This window comes from Enterobacillus tribolii (assembly GCF_003363015.1).
GTDB lineage: Bacteria > Pseudomonadota > Gammaproteobacteria > Enterobacterales > Enterobacteriaceae > Enterobacillus > Enterobacillus tribolii.
The window spans coordinates 203,364-221,077 of record NZ_QRAP01000008.1; the positions used below are offsets into that span (position 1 = coordinate 203,364).

General features: G+C 58.8%; 19 protein-coding genes. 14 read left to right on the top strand and 5 right to left on the bottom strand.

Annotation, left to right across the window (positions count from 1 at the left end; genetic code table 11):
• Positions 1–5: 5 nt before the first annotated feature.
• Together C8D90_RS17090 and C8D90_RS17095 are read right to left on the bottom strand one after the other, a co-directional pair.
• On the bottom strand, positions 6–755 hold the full coding sequence (locus C8D90_RS17090) for a hypothetical protein (RefSeq protein WP_115459672.1): 750 nt from the start codon (positions 753–755) through the stop codon (positions 6–8).
• A 58-nt stretch (positions 756–813) separates the two neighbouring features.
• A complete protein-coding gene (locus C8D90_RS17095) occupies positions 814–1,296 on the bottom strand; it encodes a zinc ribbon-containing protein (protein WP_115459673.1) in 483 nt (160 codons plus the stop codon).
• 279 nt (positions 1,297–1,575) lie between these two features.
• Between C8D90_RS17095 and leuS the strand changes: the two genes are divergently transcribed.
• The 13 genes from leuS to lipA all read left to right on the top strand — a co-directional run bounded on the left by leuS (position 1,576) and on the right by lipA (position 15,299).
• Positions 1,576–4,158, top strand: a complete 2,583-nt coding sequence (gene leuS / locus C8D90_RS17100; RefSeq protein ID WP_115459674.1) for a leucine--tRNA ligase — start codon at positions 1,576–1,578, stop codon at positions 4,156–4,158.
• A gap of 14 nt (positions 4,159–4,172) precedes the next feature.
• Positions 4,173–4,799: an LPS assembly lipoprotein LptE gene (gene lptE, locus C8D90_RS17105; protein WP_115459675.1), complete on the top strand. Its 627-nt coding sequence runs from the start codon at positions 4,173–4,175 to the stop codon at positions 4,797–4,799.
• Positions 4,796–5,830, top strand: coding sequence for a DNA polymerase III subunit delta (gene holA / locus C8D90_RS17110; protein ID WP_115459676.1), 1,035 nt, complete (start codon positions 4,796–4,798; stop codon positions 5,828–5,830). The genes lptE and holA overlap by 4 nt, the downstream gene beginning before the upstream one ends.
• The gene (nadD, locus tag C8D90_RS17115) at positions 5,820–6,482 is read left to right on the top strand and encodes a nicotinate-nucleotide adenylyltransferase (protein WP_115459677.1); all 663 of its coding nucleotides are present in this window, start codon (positions 5,820–5,822) and stop codon (positions 6,480–6,482) included. The genes holA and nadD overlap by 11 nt, the downstream gene beginning before the upstream one ends.
• Positions 6,483–6,612: 130 nt before the next feature.
• Positions 6,613–6,930, top strand: a complete 318-nt coding sequence (gene rsfS / locus C8D90_RS17120) for a ribosome silencing factor (RefSeq protein WP_115459678.1) — start codon at positions 6,613–6,615, stop codon at positions 6,928–6,930.
• Between the two features lie 6 nt (positions 6,931–6,936).
• Entirely contained in the window at positions 6,937–7,407 is a 471-nt protein-coding gene (rlmH, locus tag C8D90_RS17125; RefSeq protein WP_115459679.1) for a 23S rRNA (pseudouridine(1915)-N(3))-methyltransferase RlmH, read from the top strand.
• A 116-nt stretch (positions 7,408–7,523) separates the two neighbouring features.
• Positions 7,524–9,419 carry a peptidoglycan DD-transpeptidase MrdA gene (gene mrdA, locus C8D90_RS17130; protein WP_115459680.1) on the top strand — a complete coding sequence of 632 codons (1,896 nt, stop codon included), beginning with the start codon at positions 7,524–7,526 and terminating at the stop codon, positions 9,417–9,419.
• Between the two features lie 34 nt (positions 9,420–9,453).
• On the top strand, positions 9,454–10,566 hold the full coding sequence (mrdB, locus tag C8D90_RS17135; RefSeq protein ID WP_115459719.1) for a peptidoglycan glycosyltransferase MrdB: 1,113 nt from the start codon (positions 9,454–9,456) through the stop codon (positions 10,564–10,566).
• An 8-nt stretch (positions 10,567–10,574) separates the two neighbouring features.
• A complete protein-coding gene (rlpA, locus tag C8D90_RS17140) occupies positions 10,575–11,666 on the top strand; it encodes an endolytic peptidoglycan transglycosylase RlpA (protein WP_115459720.1) in 1,092 nt (363 codons plus the stop codon).
• A gap of 237 nt (positions 11,667–11,903) precedes the next feature.
• Positions 11,904–13,115: a D-alanyl-D-alanine carboxypeptidase DacA gene (dacA, locus tag C8D90_RS17145; protein WP_115459681.1), complete on the top strand. Its 1,212-nt coding sequence runs from the start codon at positions 11,904–11,906 to the stop codon at positions 13,113–13,115.
• A 159-nt stretch (positions 13,116–13,274) separates the two neighbouring features.
• Complete coding sequence (ybeD, locus tag C8D90_RS17150; RefSeq protein WP_115459682.1) at positions 13,275–13,538, top strand: DUF493 family protein YbeD; 264 nt, start codon at positions 13,275–13,277, stop codon at positions 13,536–13,538.
• 131 nt (positions 13,539–13,669) lie between these two features.
• Positions 13,670–14,341: a lipoyl(octanoyl) transferase LipB gene (gene lipB / locus C8D90_RS17155; RefSeq protein WP_115459683.1), complete on the top strand. Its 672-nt coding sequence runs from the start codon at positions 13,670–13,672 to the stop codon at positions 14,339–14,341.
• A complete protein-coding gene (lipA, locus tag C8D90_RS17160; protein WP_230473038.1) occupies positions 14,334–15,299 on the top strand; it encodes a lipoyl synthase in 966 nt (321 codons plus the stop codon). The genes lipB and lipA overlap by 8 nt, the downstream gene beginning before the upstream one ends.
• 114 nt (positions 15,300–15,413) lie before the next feature.
• Here lipA and tatE read toward each other — a convergent pair whose 3' ends face one another.
• Both tatE and ftrA read right to left on the bottom strand, forming a co-directional pair.
• Entirely contained in the window at positions 15,414–15,620 is a 207-nt protein-coding gene (tatE, locus tag C8D90_RS17165; protein WP_115459684.1) for a twin-arginine translocase subunit TatE, read from the bottom strand.
• A gap of 132 nt (positions 15,621–15,752) precedes the next feature.
• On the bottom strand, positions 15,753–16,712 hold the full coding sequence (ftrA, locus tag C8D90_RS17170) for a transcriptional regulator FtrA (RefSeq protein WP_115459685.1): 960 nt from the start codon (positions 16,710–16,712) through the stop codon (positions 15,753–15,755).
• Positions 16,713–16,806: 94 nt separating this feature from the next.
• Here ftrA and C8D90_RS17175 point away from each other — a divergent pair, with 94 nt between their 5' ends.
• Entirely contained in the window at positions 16,807–17,229 is a 423-nt protein-coding gene (locus tag C8D90_RS17175; protein ID WP_115459686.1) for a rhodanese-like domain-containing protein, read from the top strand.
• Between the two features lie 16 nt (positions 17,230–17,245).
• On the opposite strand, the gene C8D90_RS17180 is transcribed toward C8D90_RS17175, so the two are convergent.
• Entirely contained in the window at positions 17,246–17,566 is a 321-nt protein-coding gene (locus C8D90_RS17180) for a hypothetical protein (RefSeq protein ID WP_115459687.1), read from the bottom strand.
• Positions 17,567–17,714 lie beyond the last annotated feature (148 nt).

Sequence of the window (17,714 nt, forward strand, 5' to 3'; positions counted from 1 at the left end):
CCTGCTTACCCCGGCAATAGCCCGCTAACGCACTCCTTCAGCATTCCGACGATGCATTCCGTGACGCGGGCTTTGTTGATAAAAATATCCACCAGAAATAAAAAAATGACGCCGTTCCAGGCAAGGCAGGCATAGCCCACATAGTGGTTGTACAGCAGCGTATGCAGCCAGTTTTGCCCGAACAGATAGAAGTAACCGGTGAGCGCCACCGTCGGCAGCATTAAGAACGCCGGCACCAGCAACGCTTTGACCTTGTCGCGCCGTACGCCCATCATTACGCTGAAAACGATAAAGATCGCGGCATTCATGCCGGTAAAGATACGGAATTCCCGCAGTAGTTTCCCGGTAACAGAGACATATTTCTCATAAACCAACGCGCGCAGTTTATTCGTCATGCGCGTCAGCACGGAAAAATGCCCGTCCGCCGCTTCAGGCTCTGCGGCGGGCATCGTTCCCGACTGAACCTGCGCGACGACGGTATCGATCTGCGCTGAAAGGTTGTCGCTCAGATAACGCTTTGCCGCCGCAATCTCCCCGCCATACGCCTCCAGCAGGCGCTGCGCTTTTCCTGCCAGAAACGCGTCGTCATACGCAGCCGCCCGTTCCCTGACCTCGGTTTCAACCTGAGCGCGAACGAACGTCACGGCACTCTTCGTCACCCACAGCGGATTCATCCATGACAGCAGCCACAGCGCGGAAAAAAACAAGGCAAACACCGCGCCGACCGGCAACAGAATCCTGCGTAACATAAACATCGCGCACTGACATCCCTGTATTTATTAGCGTGTCCCCGCAACGGCGGGGAGAACACCGTTAAGGCTGAAACGGCTTGCGCTGGAACTGATCATGCCCGCACTTCGGGCACAGCGGCAGCACTTCCGGCGTGTAGAAATCCAGATTGTAATGGCACTTCTCACACACCAGATGCCCCAGCCCCACCATCTCGCCGCTGTGATACACCCCGTGATGGCTGATGTCCTTAAACACCTCGCGCCACTCCAGCTGGGTTTTATCCGTGATATCCGCCAGTTCCTGCCACAGGCTTTCTTTAATCACGCGCATGAACACGCCGTCGCCCAGCTCTTCCTTATTTTCCTCATAGCTGCGGGCGAACTCTTCCAGATCGCGGCGCACCGACTGCTTGACCTGCTCGATCTCTTGCGCGCTCAGGTCGCCCGCCGCACGCAAACGCTCCTCTGCGCTTTCAATCAATGCGTCAATGTCGCGCTCCCCGTTCTTCAGACGTTCGGACAGCGCGGCAACCCACTCGCGGTAGTACTGAGCAACCTTGTTCATACTTTACCTCCGGCGATGAAAGCGTAATTTGTTATCTGATTCAGACTACTATAATTTTAGCCTCAGATCCCAGCCCGCTTCGCCCATATAGGCCAACGGCGCCTTTTTATTTCTTCCCGCTGACGGCACGGAGAAAGAAATACCATTCCGGCGGCGCTTCCTGTTGTTGCCCGGCGGGCATATCGGCTATTCTATGCGGATCACAACATTCGGTTTATTTATCCAAAACAGACCCTGCTACAGGCGTAGCTGTTTTCACTTACAGGACCACCAGCTGCCATGCAAGAGCAATACCGTCCAGAGGACATAGAATCCGACGTTCAGCGTCATTGGGATGAGCACAAAACCTTTCAGGTCACCGAGCAACCGGGCAAAGAAAAGTATTATTGCCTCTCCATGCTGCCGTACCCGTCAGGGCGCCTGCACATGGGCCACGTGCGCAACTACACCATCGGCGATGTGATCTCCCGCTATCAGCGCATGCAAGGCAAAAACGTGCTACAGCCCATCGGCTGGGATGCGTTCGGCCTGCCGGCGGAAGGCGCCGCGGTAAAAAACAACACCGCGCCGGCCCCCTGGACCTATGACAATATTGCCTACATGAAAAACCAGCTCAAACTGCTGGGCTTCGGCTATGACTGGAGCCGTGAGCTGGCGACCTGCGATCCGGATTACTATCGCTGGGAGCAGTGGTTCTTCACCAAGCTGTATGAAAAAGGCATGGTCTACAAGAAAACGTCGGCGGTGAACTGGTGCCCCAACGATCAGACCGTACTGGCTAACGAACAGGTGATCGACGGCTGCTGCTGGCGCTGCGACACCAAGGTCGAACGTAAAGAAATTCCGCAGTGGTTCATTAAAATCACCGACTACGCCGATCAACTGCTCAACGATCTCGACACGCTGGAAAGCTGGCCGGAACAGGTCAAAACCATGCAGCGCAACTGGATCGGCCGTTCCGAAGGGGTGGAAATCGAGTTTTCCGTCGCCGACAGCGACGAAAAGCTGTCCGTATACACCACCCGCCCGGACACCTTCATGGGCGTGACCTACCTGGCTATCGCCGCCGCTCACCCGCTGGCGCAGCAGGCCGCGCGCAATAACCCGGCGCTGGGCGATTTCATCGAAGAGTGCCGCAATACCAAAGTTGCCGAAGCCGACATGGCGACGATGGAGAAAAAAGGCGTGCCGACCGGCTTCTACGCCATCCATCCGCTGAACGGCGAAAAAATCGAAATCTGGGCCGCCAACTTCGTATTGATGGACTACGGCACCGGCGCCGTGATGGCCGTTCCGGGCCATGACCAGCGCGACCACGAATTCGCCAGCAAATATTCGCTGCCGATCAAGCCGGTGATCCTCAACGCCGACGGCCAGGCGCCGGATCTCTCCCGGGAAGCCTACACGGAAAAAGGCGTGCTGTTTAACTCCGGCGAATTCGACGGCCTCGCTTTCGACGCCGCCTTCAATGCCATCGCCGACAAGCTGATCGGCCTGGGCATCGGCGAGCGCAAGATCAACTACCGCCTGCGCGACTGGGGCGTATCGCGCCAGCGCTACTGGGGCGCGCCGATCCCGATGGTCACGCTGGAAGACGGCACCGTAATGCCGACGCCGGAAGATCAACTGCCGGTCATTCTGCCGGAAGACGTCGTGATGGACGGCATCACCAGCCCAATCAAAGCCGATCCGAACTGGGCGAAAACCACGGTAAACGGCCAGCCGGCGCTGCGTGAAACCGACACCTTCGACACCTTCATGGAGTCATCCTGGTACTACGCGCGCTATACCTGCCCGCAGTACGACAAAGGCATGCTGGACCCGGCCGCCGCCAACTACTGGCTGCCGGTCGATCAGTATGTCGGCGGTATCGAACACGCCATCATGCACCTGATGTACTTCCGCTTCTTCCACAAGCTGATGCGCGACGCCGGGCTGGTCACCTCCGACGAGCCGGCCAAGCGCCTGCTGTGTCAGGGTATGGTGCTGGCCGACGCGTTTTACTACACCGGCAGCAACGGCGAGCGCAACTGGGTTTCCCCGGTTGACGTTACCGTCGAACGCGACGACAAGGGCCGCATCGTTAAGGCGCGTGATCCGGAAGGGCGCGAGCTGGTGTATGCCGGCATGAGCAAGATGTCCAAGTCGAAGAACAACGGCATCGACCCGCAGGTCATGGTAGAACGTTACGGCGCCGACACCGTGCGCCTGTTCATGATGTTCGCCTCCCCGGCCGAAATGACGCTGGAGTGGCAGGAGTCCGGCGTAGAAGGCGCCAACCGCTTCCTCAAGCGCGTATGGAAACTGGTGTACGAACACTGCCAGCGCGGCATAACCTCCGCACTGGACGTCGCTGCGCTGAACGACGATCAAAAAGCGCTGCGCCGCGATCTGCACAAGACCATCGCCAAAGTCAGCGATGACATCGGCCGCCGTCAGACCTTCAACACCGCCATCGCGGCGATTATGGAGCTGATGAACAAACTGGCGCGCGCGCCGCAGGAAGGCGAGCAGGATCGCGCCCTGATGCAGGAAGCCCTGCTGGCCGTGGTACGTATGCTTTATCCGTTCACCCCGCACGCCTGCTTTGAAATGTGGCGTTCGCTGGGCGGCCAGGGCGATATCGACGTCGCGCCGTGGCCGGTGGCGGACGACGAAGCCATGGTCGAAGACTCCAAGCTGGTGGTGGTGCAGGTTAACGGCAAAGTGCGCGGAAGAATCACCGTCGCCGCCGACGCCACCGAAGAGCAGGTGCGCGAGCGCGCCGCGCAAGAGCACCTGGTCGCCAAATATCTGGACGGCGTCACCGTTCGTAAGGTGATTTACGTCCCGGGCAAACTGCTTAACCTGGTTGTGGGTTGAGACAAGGAGGAAGTGTGCGACACCGCATTATGACGTTGTTGCTGGGCCTGGCGGTGCTGGTCACCGCCGGCTGCGGATTTCATCTGCGCGGCAACACCCAGGTTCCGACAGAGTTCCAGAAAATCACGCTGACCAGCGGTGACCCGTATGGTCCGCTGACCCGTTCAATCCGCGAACAGCTGCGCCTGAGCGATGTCACCATCGTCGAGGACAATAAAGATGCGAAAGACGGCCAGGCCGCCGAAATTCCGTCGTTGCGCGTTCTGGGCGAGACCATCGGCAAAGACACCGTTTCTATCTTTAAAGACGGTAAAACCGCCGAGTACCAGATGGTGATGATCGTCAACGCGCAGGTTCTGGTGCGCGGCCACGACCTGTATCCGCTGACCGTGCGCGTTTACCGCTCGTTCTTCGATAACCCGCTGACCGCGCTGGCCAAGGACTCCGAGCAGGACATGATCATGCAGGAAATGCGTCAGCAGGCCGCCCAGCAACTGGTGCGTAAACTGCTGTCGGTCCATGCCGCCGAGTTGCAAAACAACGACGCGCGCGTACAGGGTCAGGACGTCGTGATGCCCAAGGTGCAGAGCGCCAACGACTTTGCGCCGGCCGCCGGAAATAAAGACGCCGCCGCACAATGACGCGCCTTTATCCTGAACAACTTGCCGCGCAGCTCCGTGAGGGGCTGCGCGCCTGTTATTTAGTGATGGGTAACGACCCTCTGCTGTTGCAGGAAAGCCAGGATTTAATCCGCCATCAGGCACAGCAGCAACACTTTTCCGAGCATTTCAGCTTTGCGCTGGATGCCCATACCGACTGGGATGCGATTTTCAGCCTGTCCCAATCCATGAGTCTGTTCGCCAGCCGGCAAACGCTCACCCTGCACCTGCCGGAGAACGGCGCCAATGCGGCAATGGGCGAGCAATTGCTCAAGCTGAGCACCCTGCTGCATGACGATCTCCTGCTGATCGTCCGGGGCGGAAAACCGACCCGTGCGCAGGAAAACGCCGCCTGGTTCAAGGCCTTCAACGCCAACAGCATCTATATCACCTGCCAGACGCCGGAACAGGCGCAACTGCCGCGCTGGGTCGCCGCACGCGCCAAGTCCATGAACCTCCAGTTGGACAACGCCGCCGCGCAGTTATTGTGTTATTGCTACGAAGGAAACCTGCTGGCGCTGGCGCAGGCGCTGGAGCGTCTTTCCCTGCTCTATCCGGATCACAGCCTGACGCTGCCGCGCGTAGAGCAGGCGGTAAGCGATGCCGCCCACTTTTCGCCGTTCCACTGGATCGACGCCCTGCTGGGCGGTAAAAACAAACGCGCCTGGCATATTCTGCAACAGCTGCGTCAGGAAGACTGCGAGCCGGTGATCCTGCTGCGCACCCTGCAACGTGAGCTGATGCTGTTGCTGACGCTGCAACAACAGATGAGTTCAACGCCGCTGCGGACTTTGTTCGATCAGCACAAGGTCTGGCAAAACCGCCGCCCGTTGTTCACTAACGCGCTGCAACAGCTTTCCGCACACCAACTGCATCAGGCCGTCCATCAGCTGGCCCGGCTTGAAGTGACCGTGAAGCAGGATTACGGCCAGTCCGTCTGGAGCGGCCTGGAAACGCTGACCATGATATTGTGCGGTAAACCCTTACCCGAGAGTATGCTGAATGCCGAATGACAAGCCCGACACGCTGCCGCTGACGGCATTTTTTGGCGGAACCTTCGACCCCATTCATTATGGTCATCTGAAGCCGGTGACCGCGCTGGCGCAAGAAACCGGCCTGGAGCATGTGACGCTGCTGCCTAACCACGTTCCGCCGCATCGTCCGCAGCCCGAGGCCAACGCGCAGCAACGGCTGAAAATGGTGGAACTGGCGATCGGCGGCAACCCGCTATTCTCCGTGGACGACCGCGAGCTGCACCGCACTACGCCGTCCTACACCATCGACACGCTGGAGGAATTGCGCCGCGAACGGGGCGCCGGCGCGCCGCTGGCGTTCATCATCGGCCAGGACTCCCTGCTGACCCTGCACAAATGGCACCGCTGGGAAGAGATCATCCACTTTTGCCACCTGCTGGTCTGCGCCCGCCCCGGCTATTCCGACACGCTCGACACGCCGGCGCTGCAGCAATGGCTGGAACGCCACCGGATTACCGATCCGCAGCAACTGCGCCGGCAACCCCATGGCTTCATCTACCTGGCCGATACGCCGCTGCTGGCGATCTCCGCCACCGACATCCGCCAGCGCCGCCATCAGGGCATCAGTTGCGACGATCTGCTGCCCCGTCCGGTACAACGTTATATCGAGTTACAGGGCTTATACCGTTAGCACCAGCCGCGTGTTATACTGCGCGGCCTGTTTTGCCAGACAGCCCCACCCCTGGTGAATGCCGCCGTTTGGCACGCAAAATCTCCGTATATTCCGATTATGAAAACAGATACAACCCGAGGGGGAACCTTTGCAGGGTAAAATACTCCAAGATTTCGTTATTGATAAAATCGACGACATGAAAGGCCAGGACATTATTTCTCTGGACGTAACAGGGAAATCCAGCATCACGGATTGCATGGTGATCTGCACCGGCACCTCCAGCCGTCACGTTATGTCCATCGCCGACCACGTAGCGCAGGAATCCCGCGCCGCCGGGCTTATGCCGTTGGGAATGGAAGGACAGAACGGCGCAGAGTGGATCGTCGTAGATCTGGGCGACGTGATTGTGCATGTGATGCAGGAAGAAAGCCGTCGTTTGTACGAGCTGGAAAAGCTCTGGAGTTAACGCACGGTGAAGCTGCAACTGGTTGCCGTCGGTACCAAAATGCCGGACTGGGTACAAACGGGGTTTGACGACTATCTCAAACGTTTCCCCAAAGACATGCCGTTTGAATTAACGGAGGTTCCGGCCGGGAAACGGGGCAAAAATGCCGACATCAAGCGCATTCTGGACAAAGAAGGGGAGCTGATGCTGGCCGCCGCGGGAAAAGGCAACCGCATCGTCACTCTGGATATTCCCGGCAAACCGTGGGATACCCCGGAGCTGGCCCGGCAGCTTGAGCGCTGGAAGCAGGACGGCCGCGACGTCAGCCTGCTGATCGGCGGGCCGGAAGGGCTGGCGCCCGCCTGCAAGGCGGCGGCGGAGCAAAGCTGGTCGCTGTCAGCGCTGACGTTGCCGCATCCGCTGGTGCGGGTTCTGGTAGCGGAAAGCCTGTACCGTGCCTGGAGCATCACGACGAACCATCCCTATCACAGGGAGTGATTCAGGCGCGGCGCATCAGCCCGCCTGGTTGTACCGATTATTACTGAATCGGTTATTACATTATCGGTTACTGCAACCGAAGATTTACGCCTTAAGCATGAACATGACGGAACGGAATGAAAATAGACGGTAAACCTTTTCGTGATTACTCAGCAGAATCCGCCCTGTTCATCCGGCGCGCCCTGGTGGCGCTGTTTGTCATCTTTATCCTGACCGGGATTCTTATCTTCAACCTGTACAGCATACAGGTCATGCGCTTCGAAGATTACCGCACCCGTTCTAACGAAAACCGCATCAAGCTGGTGCCGATCGCCCCCAGCCGCGGCATGATTTACGACCGCAACGGCATCCCGCTTGCCCTTAACCGCACCATCTATCAGTTGGAAGTGATGCCCGAGAAGGTCGAGAACCTGAAGGCAACGCTCGACGCCCTGCGCCCCATTGTCGATCTGACCGACGACGATATCGCCAACTTTGAGAAAGAACGCAAGCGTTCGCGGCGGTTCACCTCTATTCCGGTCAAAATCGCGCTCAATGAAGTACAGGTGGCGCGTTTCGCCGTGAACCAGTTCAGCTTTCCCGGTTTTGAGGTCAAAGGCTACCAGCGGCGTTTTTACCCCTACAGCTCCGCCCTCACCCACGTGATAGGCTATGTTTCCAAGATTAACGAACGCGACGTCGAACGCCTGAATAAAGACGGCAAGCTGGCGAACTACGCCGCGACCCACGACATCGGCAAGCTGGGCATTGAACGCTATTACGAAGATATTCTGCACGGCAAAACCGGCTACGAGGAGGTCGAAGTCAACAACCGCGGCCGCGTTATTCGTCAGTTGCATGAACAGCCTCCCCAGGCCGGTAAAGATATCTACCTGACCCTTGATCTGAACCTGCAACGCTATATCGAAAAACTGCTGGTCGGCAGCCGCGCCGCGGTGGTGGTCAGCGATCCGCGCAGCGGCGGAATTCTGGCGATGGTTTCAACGCCCAGCTATGACCCCAACCTGTTCGTGGACGGCATTTCCACCAAGGATTATCAGGGCCTGCTCAACGATCCCAACCGACCGCTGATCAACCGCGCCACACAGGGCGTCTATCCGCCGGCCTCCACGGTTAAGCCTTATATCGCCGTATCCGCACTCAGCGCCGGCGTGATCACCCGTAACACCACGATTTTCGATCCCGGCTGGTGGCAGTTGCCCGGTTCGGAAAAACGCTACCGTGACTGGAAAAAGTGGGGTCACGGGCGGCTGAACGTTACCAAATCCATCGAAGAATCCGCGGATACTTTCTTCTATCAGGTCGCCTACGACATGGGGATCGACCGCCTCTCCGAATGGCTGAGCAAATTCGGCTACGGCGAATACACCGGCATCGATCTGGCGGAAGAACGCTCCGGCCTGATGCCGACGCGCGAATGGAAAATGAAGCGCTACAAAAAACCCTGGTATCAGGGCGACACCATCCCGGTCGGTATCGGTCAGGGATACTGGACCGCCACGCCGATCCAGATGTCCAAAGCGCTCAACACCCTGATCAACGACGGCAATATGAAGGTGCCGCACCTGTTGCTCAGCACCCGCATCGACGGCAAACTGGTGCCGTATCAGCAGAAAGAGGCGGTGCAGATCGGCGACATTCATTCCGGCTACTGGGAAATCGCCAAAGACGGCATGTACGGCGTCGCCAACCGCCCCAACGGTACCGCGCGCAAATACTTCTCCGGCGCGCCTTACAAAATTGCGGCCAAATCCGGTACTGCGCAGGTTTTCGGTTACGAAACCTATAACGCGCATACGCTGGCGGAACACCTGCGCGACCATAAACTGATGACGGCCTTCGCCCCGTACAGCGATCCGAAAATCTCCGTTGCCATCATTCTGGAAAACGGCGGCGCCGGGCCGGCGGTGGGCACCATCGTCCGCCAAATCCTCGACCACATCATGCTGGGCGATAATAACACTGACCTGCCGCCGGAAACGCCGCAGCCTCCGGGTACTCAGGGAGACTGACCCATCATGAACAGGTTTATAATTTACTATGACCATGACTGATAACCCGCAAAAACGCTCAATCTGGGCGAAAATGCACATCGACCTGCCTTTCCTGCTGTGCGTTCTGGCCGTGCTGGCTTACAGCGCCTTCGTGATGTGGAGCGCCAGCGGCCAGGATATCGACATGATGGAGCGTAAGGTCGGACAGATCTTCATGGGGCTGACGATCATGCTGGTCATGGCGCAAATCCCGCCGCGGGTCTATGAGAGCTGGGCGCCCTATCTGTACGTTTTCTGCGTACTGCTGCTGATTGCGGTAGATGCCTTCGGGCAAATCAGTAAAGGCGCGCAGCGCTGGCTCGATCTCGGCGTGGTGCGCTTCCAGCCGTCGGAAATCGCCAAAATCGCCGTGCCGCTGATGGTCGCGCGTTTTATCAACCGCGACGTTTGCCCGCCTTCGCTGAAAAACACCGCCATCGCCCTGATCCTGATCTTCATGCCGACGCTGCTGGTGGCGGCACAGCCGGATCTCGGCACGTCTATTCTGGTCGCCGCTTCCGGCCTGTTCATTCTGTTCCTGGCAGGCATGAGCTGGCGTCTGATCCTGATCGCCGCCGTTCTGGTGGCGGCCTTTATCCCGGTGCTGTGGTTCTTCCTGATGCATGACTATCAGCGGGATCGCGTCATGATGCTGCTCGACCCGGAAAGCGATCCGCTCGGCGCGGGCTACCACATCATCCAGTCTAAAATTGCCATCGGCTCCGGCGGCCTGTTCGGCAAAGGCTGGCTGCACGGTACGCAGTCACAGCTTGAATTCCTGCCGGAACGCCACACCGACTTCATTTTCGCCGTTCTGGCAGAAGAACTGGGGTTAATCGGCGTGCTGGTATTACTCGGCCTTTACCTGCTGTTGATCATCCGCGGGCTGATGATCGCCGCGCGCGCGCAGACCACCTTCGGGCGCGTTATGGTCGGCGGCCTGATGCTGATTCTCTTCGTTTATGTATTCGTAAATATCGGTATGGTAAGTGGAATTTTACCCGTGGTTGGCGTACCTTTGCCCCTGGTCAGCTACGGCGGCTCGGCGCTGATCGTATTAATGGCCGGGTTCGGCATCGTGATGTCGATACACACCCACAGAAAAATGTTATCCAAGAGCGTATAGAGGTGACGATGCGGACTGCGTATAAATCATGGCTGGGCGCCGGGCTGATCGGCCTGCTGTTAAGCGCCTGTACCACCACCGAAGAAACCACTCAGGCGCCGGTACAGCAACCGCAGTACAATGGCCCGGTCGTGGAAATCGGCGGCGCGGAGCCACGCTATGAACCCTATAATCCGGGCACCAGCCAGGATTACCGCGTTAAAGGGCAGACGTACAAAATCGTCAAGAATCCGCAGAATTTCAGCCAGGTCGGTCTTGCCACCTGGTACGGCGAGGAAGTGGGCGGCAACACCACCGCCACCGGTGAAACGTTTGATCCCAACGCCCTGACCGCCGCCCATCCGACGTTGCCGCTGCCCAGTTACGTGCGTGTCACCAACCTGGCTAACGGACGTCAGATCGTCGTACGCTTGAACGATCGCGGCCCTTACACCTCCGGCCGCATCATCGATCTCTCCAAGGCCGCCGCCGAGCGTCTGAATATCTCCAACAACACCAAGGTGCGCGTAGACTTCATCAATGTCGCTCCCGACGGCTCGCTCTCCGGGCCGGGAACCGTCGGCACCACGGTCGCCAAGCAGAGCTTCGCCCTTCCCGAACGCCCCGCAATCGGCCAGGGCAGTACGCAGGTCACCATGGAACCGTCGGCTTCCGGCAGCAGCAACGTCGCAATCCGTCCGGTCGTCAACTCAGCGCCGGTCAGCGCAGACAACGATATGCCCGTGACTTCTCCGGGCTCGCGCAGCAGCGGTTTTCTGGGCGCGCCCCAGCCGCTGCCCAGCGGCGTGCTGGAAGGCAGCGAGCCGGCCGCGGTTCCCGACAACGGCACCGTGCAGCAGTTAGCCGCCATCTCCGCCGGCACGGCCGCGGTCAGCGGCGGATATCTGGTGCAGGTCGGCGCACTGAGCGACGGCACGCGCGCCGCGAGCTGGCAGCAAACGCTGAGCCAGCAATTCGGCGTGCCCGGCAAAGTCGCCGCCAACGGCGCGGTATACCGGGTACAGCTCGGTCCGTTCGCCAGTCGCCAGCAGGCGGCGGAAGTCCAGCAGCGCCTGCAAAACGAAGCTCAGCAGCAGTCGTTCATCGTAGCGGCGCAGTAATTGCTTTCGCGCCGCCACATCCGGTGCGGCGGCGCAATATCCGAATACCCAAACGCCCTGAATATGCCGGGTTGCCGGAAGGCGGCAAGCAAGGGCAGTCAACGCCCCTGCGAATGAAAGTATGACGAGTATAAATATGTTATTAGCGGCCAAATCCGATATACCGCCAGAATTATCATCTGCTATAGTGTGGCCGGCTTTCCCATTCCATTCACTCACGGATGTTTTAGTCCTGACATGAAATACAATTTAGCGTCCCGTTCCGTAAAGCACCTGGTGCTCAGTACTCTTTTTGTCGTTGCCACAGCCAACTCCGCGCTGGCTGATGACGTTAACCTGCAAACCATGATTCCGGGCGTTCCGCAGATTGATGCGGAGGCCTACATCCTGATTGATTACAACTCGGGCAAGGTCCTGGCGGAATATAACGCCGATGCCCGCCGCAACCCGGCCAGCCTGACCAAAATGATGACCAGCTACGTCATCGGTCAGGCCATGAAGGCGGGCAAGTTCGGTGAGAACGATCTGGTCACCATCGGGCAAGATGCCTGGGCCACCGGCAACCCGGTCTTTAAAGGCTCTTCGCTGATGTTCCTGAAACCCGGCGAACAGGTGCCGGTGTCCAAACTGATCCGCGGCATTAACCTGCAATCAGGCAACGACGCCTGCGTCGCGATGGCGGACTTTGTCGCCGGCAGTCAGGACGCCTTTGTCGGCCTGATGAACAACTACGTTAAGGTGCTCGGCCTGCAAAATTCCCACTTCATGACCGTGCATGGACTGGACGCCGAGGGGCAGTACAGCTCAGCGCGCGACATGGCGCTGATCGGCCAGGCGCTGATCCGCGACGTGCCCAACGAATACGCCATTTACAAAGAGAAAGAGTTCACCTACAACAACATCCGCCAGATGAACCGTAACGGCCTGTTGTGGGATAAGAGCCTGAACGTGGACGGCATCAAAACCGGCCATACCGAAGCTGCGGGCTACAACCTGGTCGCCTCGGCCACCGAAGGTCAGATGCGCCTGATTTCCGCCGTCATGGGCGGACGCACGTTTAAAGGCCGCGAAGCCGAAAGCAAGAAGCTGCTGACCTGGGGCTTCCGCTTCTTCGAAACCGTCTCTCCGCTGAAGGCGGGCCGCGAATTCGCCTCCGAGCCGGTCTGGTTCGGCGATACCGACCGCGCCCAGCTCGGCGTGGACAAAGACATCTACCTGACCATCCCACGTGGCCGCATGAAAGACCTGAAAGCCAGCTATGTCCTCAGCGCTTCCGAGCTGGACGCGCCGCTGGCCAAGAATCAGGTGGTAGGCACCATCAACTTCCAGCTGGACGGTAAAACCATCGAGCAACGCCCGCTGGTGGTGCTCAACGAAGTGCCGGAAGGCGGTTTCTTCAGCCGTATGATCGACCACATCAAGCTGATGTTCCACCGCTGGTTCGGCTGAGCCTCTTGAAAAGGGGCGATTCGCCCCCATCTATTAAACAACCCAAACTCCCGCCCTTTCGGCGGGAGTTTAATTTAGCGTTTCTGCCGCGGGCTATCCTGCCCGGTGACCTGGCGCTATAATAGACAATTATTGATGTAATACTACGCTGGAGCCAACATGAAAACCCAACTGAACGAACTGCTCGAATTTCCTTGCTCCTTTACCTATAAGGTAATGGGCCAGGCCAAACCTGAGCTGGTGGATCAGGTGGTTGAAGTGGTACAGCGCCATGCGCCGGGAGATTACACCCCGCAGGTAAAACCGAGCAGCAAAGGCAACTACCACTCCGTATCCATCACCATCAATGCGACGCATATTGATCAGGTGGAGACGCTGTACGAAGAACTGGGCAACATCGAAATCGTCCGTATGGTTCTGTAACCACAGAGTTTTAACATTCCTTCCCGGCCCGGCCTGGTATAATACCTCGCCGGGCCGCGGTTTTTTAGTACATCGGTACTGGTTCCCGCCCCCTCGTCCCGGTATAATGGCTTTACCAATTCCGTAACCGGATGATGACCCGTTTGCAACAAGATAAGATCATACTGCGTCAGCTGGGGTTACAGCCCTACGTTCCCGTATCCGAAGCCATGCATACCTTCACCAATCGCCGCAACGCCGACACGCCGGACGAACTGTGGCTGGTGCAGCATTACCCTGTGTTCACCCAGGGGCAGGCCGGTAAAGCGGAGCACGTACTGGCCCCCGGCGACATCCCGGTGGTACAGAGCGACCGGGGCGGGCAGGTCACTTATCACGGCCCCGGCCAGCAGGTGCTGTATGTTCTTATCGATCTCAAACGTAACCGGCTCGGCGTACGCCAGTTAGTTACCGCCCTGGAAGAAAGCGTGGTGCAAACGCTGGCCGCTTTCGGCGTGAACGCCCGGGCGCGCCCGGATGCCCCCGGCGTTTACGTGGGCGAACAAAAAATCTGCTCTTTGGGGCTTCGTATCCGCAAAGGCTGCTCATTCCACGGACTGGCGCTGAACATCGCCATGGATCTTGAGCCTTTCCACCGCATTAATCCCTGTGGCTACGCCGGTATGCAGATGACGCAACTGCGCGATCTGCGCCCGGACATCACTTTTGACGATGTCCACCCGGTTCTGGTCCAGAAATTCTTACACATCCTCGGCCTCCCCTGCGCCGAATCAAACAGCTGGAATCCGCACGACTATGAGTAAACCGATTCTGATGGAACGCGGCGTTAAGTACCGCGATGCAGACAAAATGGCGCTAATCCCGGTGAAAACCGTCGCTACAGAGCGGCAGGAGATTTTGCGGAAACCAGAATGGATGAAAATCAGACTGCCGGCGGACTCCAGCCGCATTCAGGGCATCAAGGCCGCCATGCGCAAAAACGGCCTGCACTCAGTGTGTGAGGAGGCCTCCTGCCCTAACCTGGCGGAATGTTTCAACCACGGCACGGCCACCTTTATGATCCTCGGCGCCATCTGCACCCGCCGCTGCCCGTTCTGCGACGTGGCCCACGGCCGCCCGGTGGCGCCGGATGCCAACGAACCGGAAAAACTGGCGCAGACCATCGCCGACATGGGGCTGCGCTACGTGGTTATCACCTCCGTTGACCGCGACGACCTGCGCGACGGCGGCGCTCAGCACTTCGCCGACTGCATCAGCGCCATCCGCGCGAAAAACCCCGACATCCGCATCGAAACGCTGGTGCCTGACTTCCGCGGCAGAATGGATCGCGCGCTCGATATCCTGACCGCCACCCCGCCGGACGTCTTCAACCATAACCTGGAAAACATTCCCCGCCTGTACCGCCAGGTACGTCCGGGGGCGGATTACCAATGGTCACTGAAACTGCTGGAGCGTTTTAAGGAAGCCCATCCGGAAATCCCGACCAAATCGGGCCTGATGGTCGGCCTGGGGGAAACCAACGAAGAAATTATCGATGTGATGCGCGATCTGCGCGCTCACGGCGTAACGATGCTGACGCTGGGGCAATATTTACAGCCCAGCCGCCACCACCTGCCGGTGCAGCGCTACGTCAGCCCGGACGAATTTGACGCCATGAAAGCGGAAGCCATGGCGATGGGGTTCACCCATGCGGCATGCGGGCCTTTTGTGCGTTCCTCTTACCACGCCGACCTGCAGGCCAAAGGGGTCGAGGTGAAATAACCGCCGGACGCTGCCACGCACGGCAACAGTCTGTTACAACTCCGGCGCTGCAAACGACAACGGATGGCTTTCGCCACCCGTTTTCGTATTCAGCCGGGGAACCCCGCGCTTAACTCAGTCTTTGTGATCCACACGCGGCGCGGTATTGTCCGCCGTCGTGTTGTCCGGCTTAGCCGCCGGCGCATCATCGTTCATCGCTTTCTTGAAGCCCTTGAGCGCGGCGCCCAGGTCGCCCCCCAGCGTACGCAGCTTGTTGGTGCCAAACAGCAGGATGATCAATACGGCAATAACCAGAAGTTTGGTAATACTAATACCTTCCATAACACACCTTCTTATCATAAAACTCGCTCCGGCAATGCCGGAACCGGAAGAATCGGCCAAAGCCAGGTTCTATTCTGAGCATAGTCGCTGATGAGACAAACGGAATGTGTAACAGAGTAAAACCGTCCGCGTTCACTCCGGCGGGCCAAAACGTCGCCGGTAAGCCGACGGGGTTATTCCGGTGCTTTGCCGGAAAAGCTGACGAAACCCCTCAGTTGTCTGGAAACCACACGCCAGCGCCACATCGTCAATCCGTCGGCCCGACTCCAGCCACTCACAGGCACGGGCGATACGTGCCTGACTCAGCCACTGCTTCGGCGTTTGCCCGGTCGCACGGGAGAAATGGCGCAAAAACGTCCGTTCACTCATATGCATTTCCGCCGCCAGTTGCGCTACGTTCCAGTGCTGATCCAGGCTGCCCTGCACCTTATCCAGCAGTCCGGCCAGCATATCCCGCCCGCCCGGCGTCACCGGTTGGGGAATGAACTGCCGCTGGCCGCCGCTGCGGTGCGGCGCCATCACCAGACGCCGCGCCACACGGTTTGCCACGCCCGCACCGTAATCGCGGCTGACCAGATGCAGACAGGCATCGATACCGGCGGCGCTGCCCGCCGAAGTAATAATTTGCCCGTTGTCCACGTAAAGCACGTCTTCATCAACCTGAATCGCCGGATAACGGCGGCGCAGCACATCGCAATAACGCCAGTGAGTAGTCGCTCGCTTTCCCGCCAGCAGCCCCGTCGCGGCCAGCACGAACGCCCCGGAACAAATCGACAGCAAACGCGCCCCGCGCTCATGCGCTGCCCGTAACGCATCGAGCAACGCCTCCGGAGGCGCAACGTCAATTCCCTTCCAGCCGGGAATGATGATGGTCGTGGCCTGCGCCAGAATCTCTGTACCGGCATCTGCCGAAAACGTCAGGCCGCCCGCACTTCGCATCGGCCCGCCATCCACGCCGGCAATGCGGTGCTGATACCAGGGAAAATCGAATTCAGGCCGGGAAAGCCCGAAAATCTCCTGTGAAATGCCGAATTCAAAACTGCACAGGCCATCGTAAGCGAGGGTGACAACCAGAGAGGACACAGAGCGCATTGGCGGTTCCGTTGGTATAAATGTCATTTCCGCCACTGTAGCGCAACCGCATCCCGCCATAAAGTAAAGATTCACTCACCAGCAGGAGACAACGATGACCAGCCCCGTAAGCCATATCCCCGCCGCTACCGCCGAAGACGCTATCGCTCACTTCAGCCGTAGTTTTCGTTTTGAAACCGATTGTTCGGATGTTTATCACAGCTATCAGGTGGGAAACGCGGATTTCGTTCTGGCCGACGCCCGCGGCCCGGCGCTCTACCGGCGCGGCCATCTGCCGCAGGCAATCAGCCTGCCGCATGCCACTATTGATGAGAAACTGCTGGCCCGCTTTCCGCCTGACACGCTGTTCGTCGTTTACTGCGCCGGCCCGCACTGCAACGGCGCACGCCACGCCGCGCTGGCGCTAAGCCACCTGGGTTATGCGGTAAAAGAAATGACCGGCGGCATCACCGGCTGGCTGGATGAAGGCTTTGCGCTGGAAGGAGAAACGACCGCTGCACACAGTTGCGGCTGCTGACGACCGCACACGGCGCTCAGCGCCGCGTCGGGTCCAATGAATCAAGATACTGGTTGAAAGCGCTGGCGTCCTGCGCCAGCGAGTCCAGATGCGCGCCAACCATTTTGAACTGGCGCAGCAGGGAATTGTTCTCAGGCAATGAACCTAAATCGACCAGTTTGCGCGTCAGTTGCTCATTCTTGCGCAACATCGCCTCTTCACGCATTCTGGCCTGCTCCAGTTGCGCGCGTAACCCTTCACACTCCTGCTGCCAGACCATCCGCTGTTGATCAAAGCTCTCTTTCAATTCATCCAGCGCAGCCAGTGAATTACGCAGTTGTTGTTCCAAATCAGACATCGCGTTTGTTATCCCTCGGCAAGTTTGCGGCCTCCGTCTCCCCGTCGGCTGAGGCTAGCGCCCCAGTATACCCGACCCCGACCGTACGTTGAAAATTAACTTACCCTGGTCATCGGGAAGTAATCATAAAGGCCCCGACCGGTAAAAG

What these genes read in the sequence shown, in the direction of transcription:
- C8D90_RS17175 (WP_115459686.1), top strand. Translation starts at nt 16,807, where the DNA reads ATGACCAGCCCCGTAAGCCATATCCCCGCCGCTACCGCCGAAGACGCT.
- tatE (WP_115459684.1), bottom strand. Translation starts at nt 15,620, where the DNA reads ATGGAAGGTATTAGTATTACCAAACTTCTGGTTATTGCCGTATTGATC.
- ftrA (WP_115459685.1), bottom strand. Translation starts at nt 16,712, where the DNA reads ATGCGCTCTGTGTCCTCTCTGGTTGTCACCCTCGCTTACGATGGCCTG.
- nadD (WP_115459677.1), top strand. Translation starts at nt 5,820, where the DNA reads ATGCCGAATGACAAGCCCGACACGCTGCCGCTGACGGCATTTTTTGGC.
- dacA (WP_115459681.1), top strand. Translation starts at nt 11,904, where the DNA reads ATGAAATACAATTTAGCGTCCCGTTCCGTAAAGCACCTGGTGCTCAGT.
- lipA (WP_230473038.1), top strand. Translation starts at nt 14,334, where the DNA reads ATGAGTAAACCGATTCTGATGGAACGCGGCGTTAAGTACCGCGATGCA.
- leuS (WP_115459674.1), top strand. Translation starts at nt 1,576, where the DNA reads ATGCAAGAGCAATACCGTCCAGAGGACATAGAATCCGACGTTCAGCGT.
- mrdB (WP_115459719.1), top strand. Translation starts at nt 9,454, where the DNA reads ATGACTGATAACCCGCAAAAACGCTCAATCTGGGCGAAAATGCACATC.
- rlpA (WP_115459720.1), top strand. Translation starts at nt 10,575, where the DNA reads ATGCGGACTGCGTATAAATCATGGCTGGGCGCCGGGCTGATCGGCCTG.
- holA (WP_115459676.1), top strand. Translation starts at nt 4,796, where the DNA reads ATGACGCGCCTTTATCCTGAACAACTTGCCGCGCAGCTCCGTGAGGGG.
- lipB (WP_115459683.1), top strand. Translation starts at nt 13,670, where the DNA reads ATGATGACCCGTTTGCAACAAGATAAGATCATACTGCGTCAGCTGGGG.
- C8D90_RS17180 (WP_115459687.1), bottom strand. Translation starts at nt 17,566, where the DNA reads ATGTCTGATTTGGAACAACAACTGCGTAATTCACTGGCTGCGCTGGAT.
- C8D90_RS17095 (WP_115459673.1), bottom strand. Translation starts at nt 1,296, where the DNA reads ATGAACAAGGTTGCTCAGTACTACCGCGAGTGGGTTGCCGCGCTGTCC.
- C8D90_RS17090 (WP_115459672.1), bottom strand. Translation starts at nt 755, where the DNA reads ATGTTTATGTTACGCAGGATTCTGTTGCCGGTCGGCGCGGTGTTTGCC.
- ybeD (WP_115459682.1), top strand. Translation starts at nt 13,275, where the DNA reads ATGAAAACCCAACTGAACGAACTGCTCGAATTTCCTTGCTCCTTTACC.
- mrdA (WP_115459680.1), top strand. Translation starts at nt 7,524, where the DNA reads ATGAAAATAGACGGTAAACCTTTTCGTGATTACTCAGCAGAATCCGCC.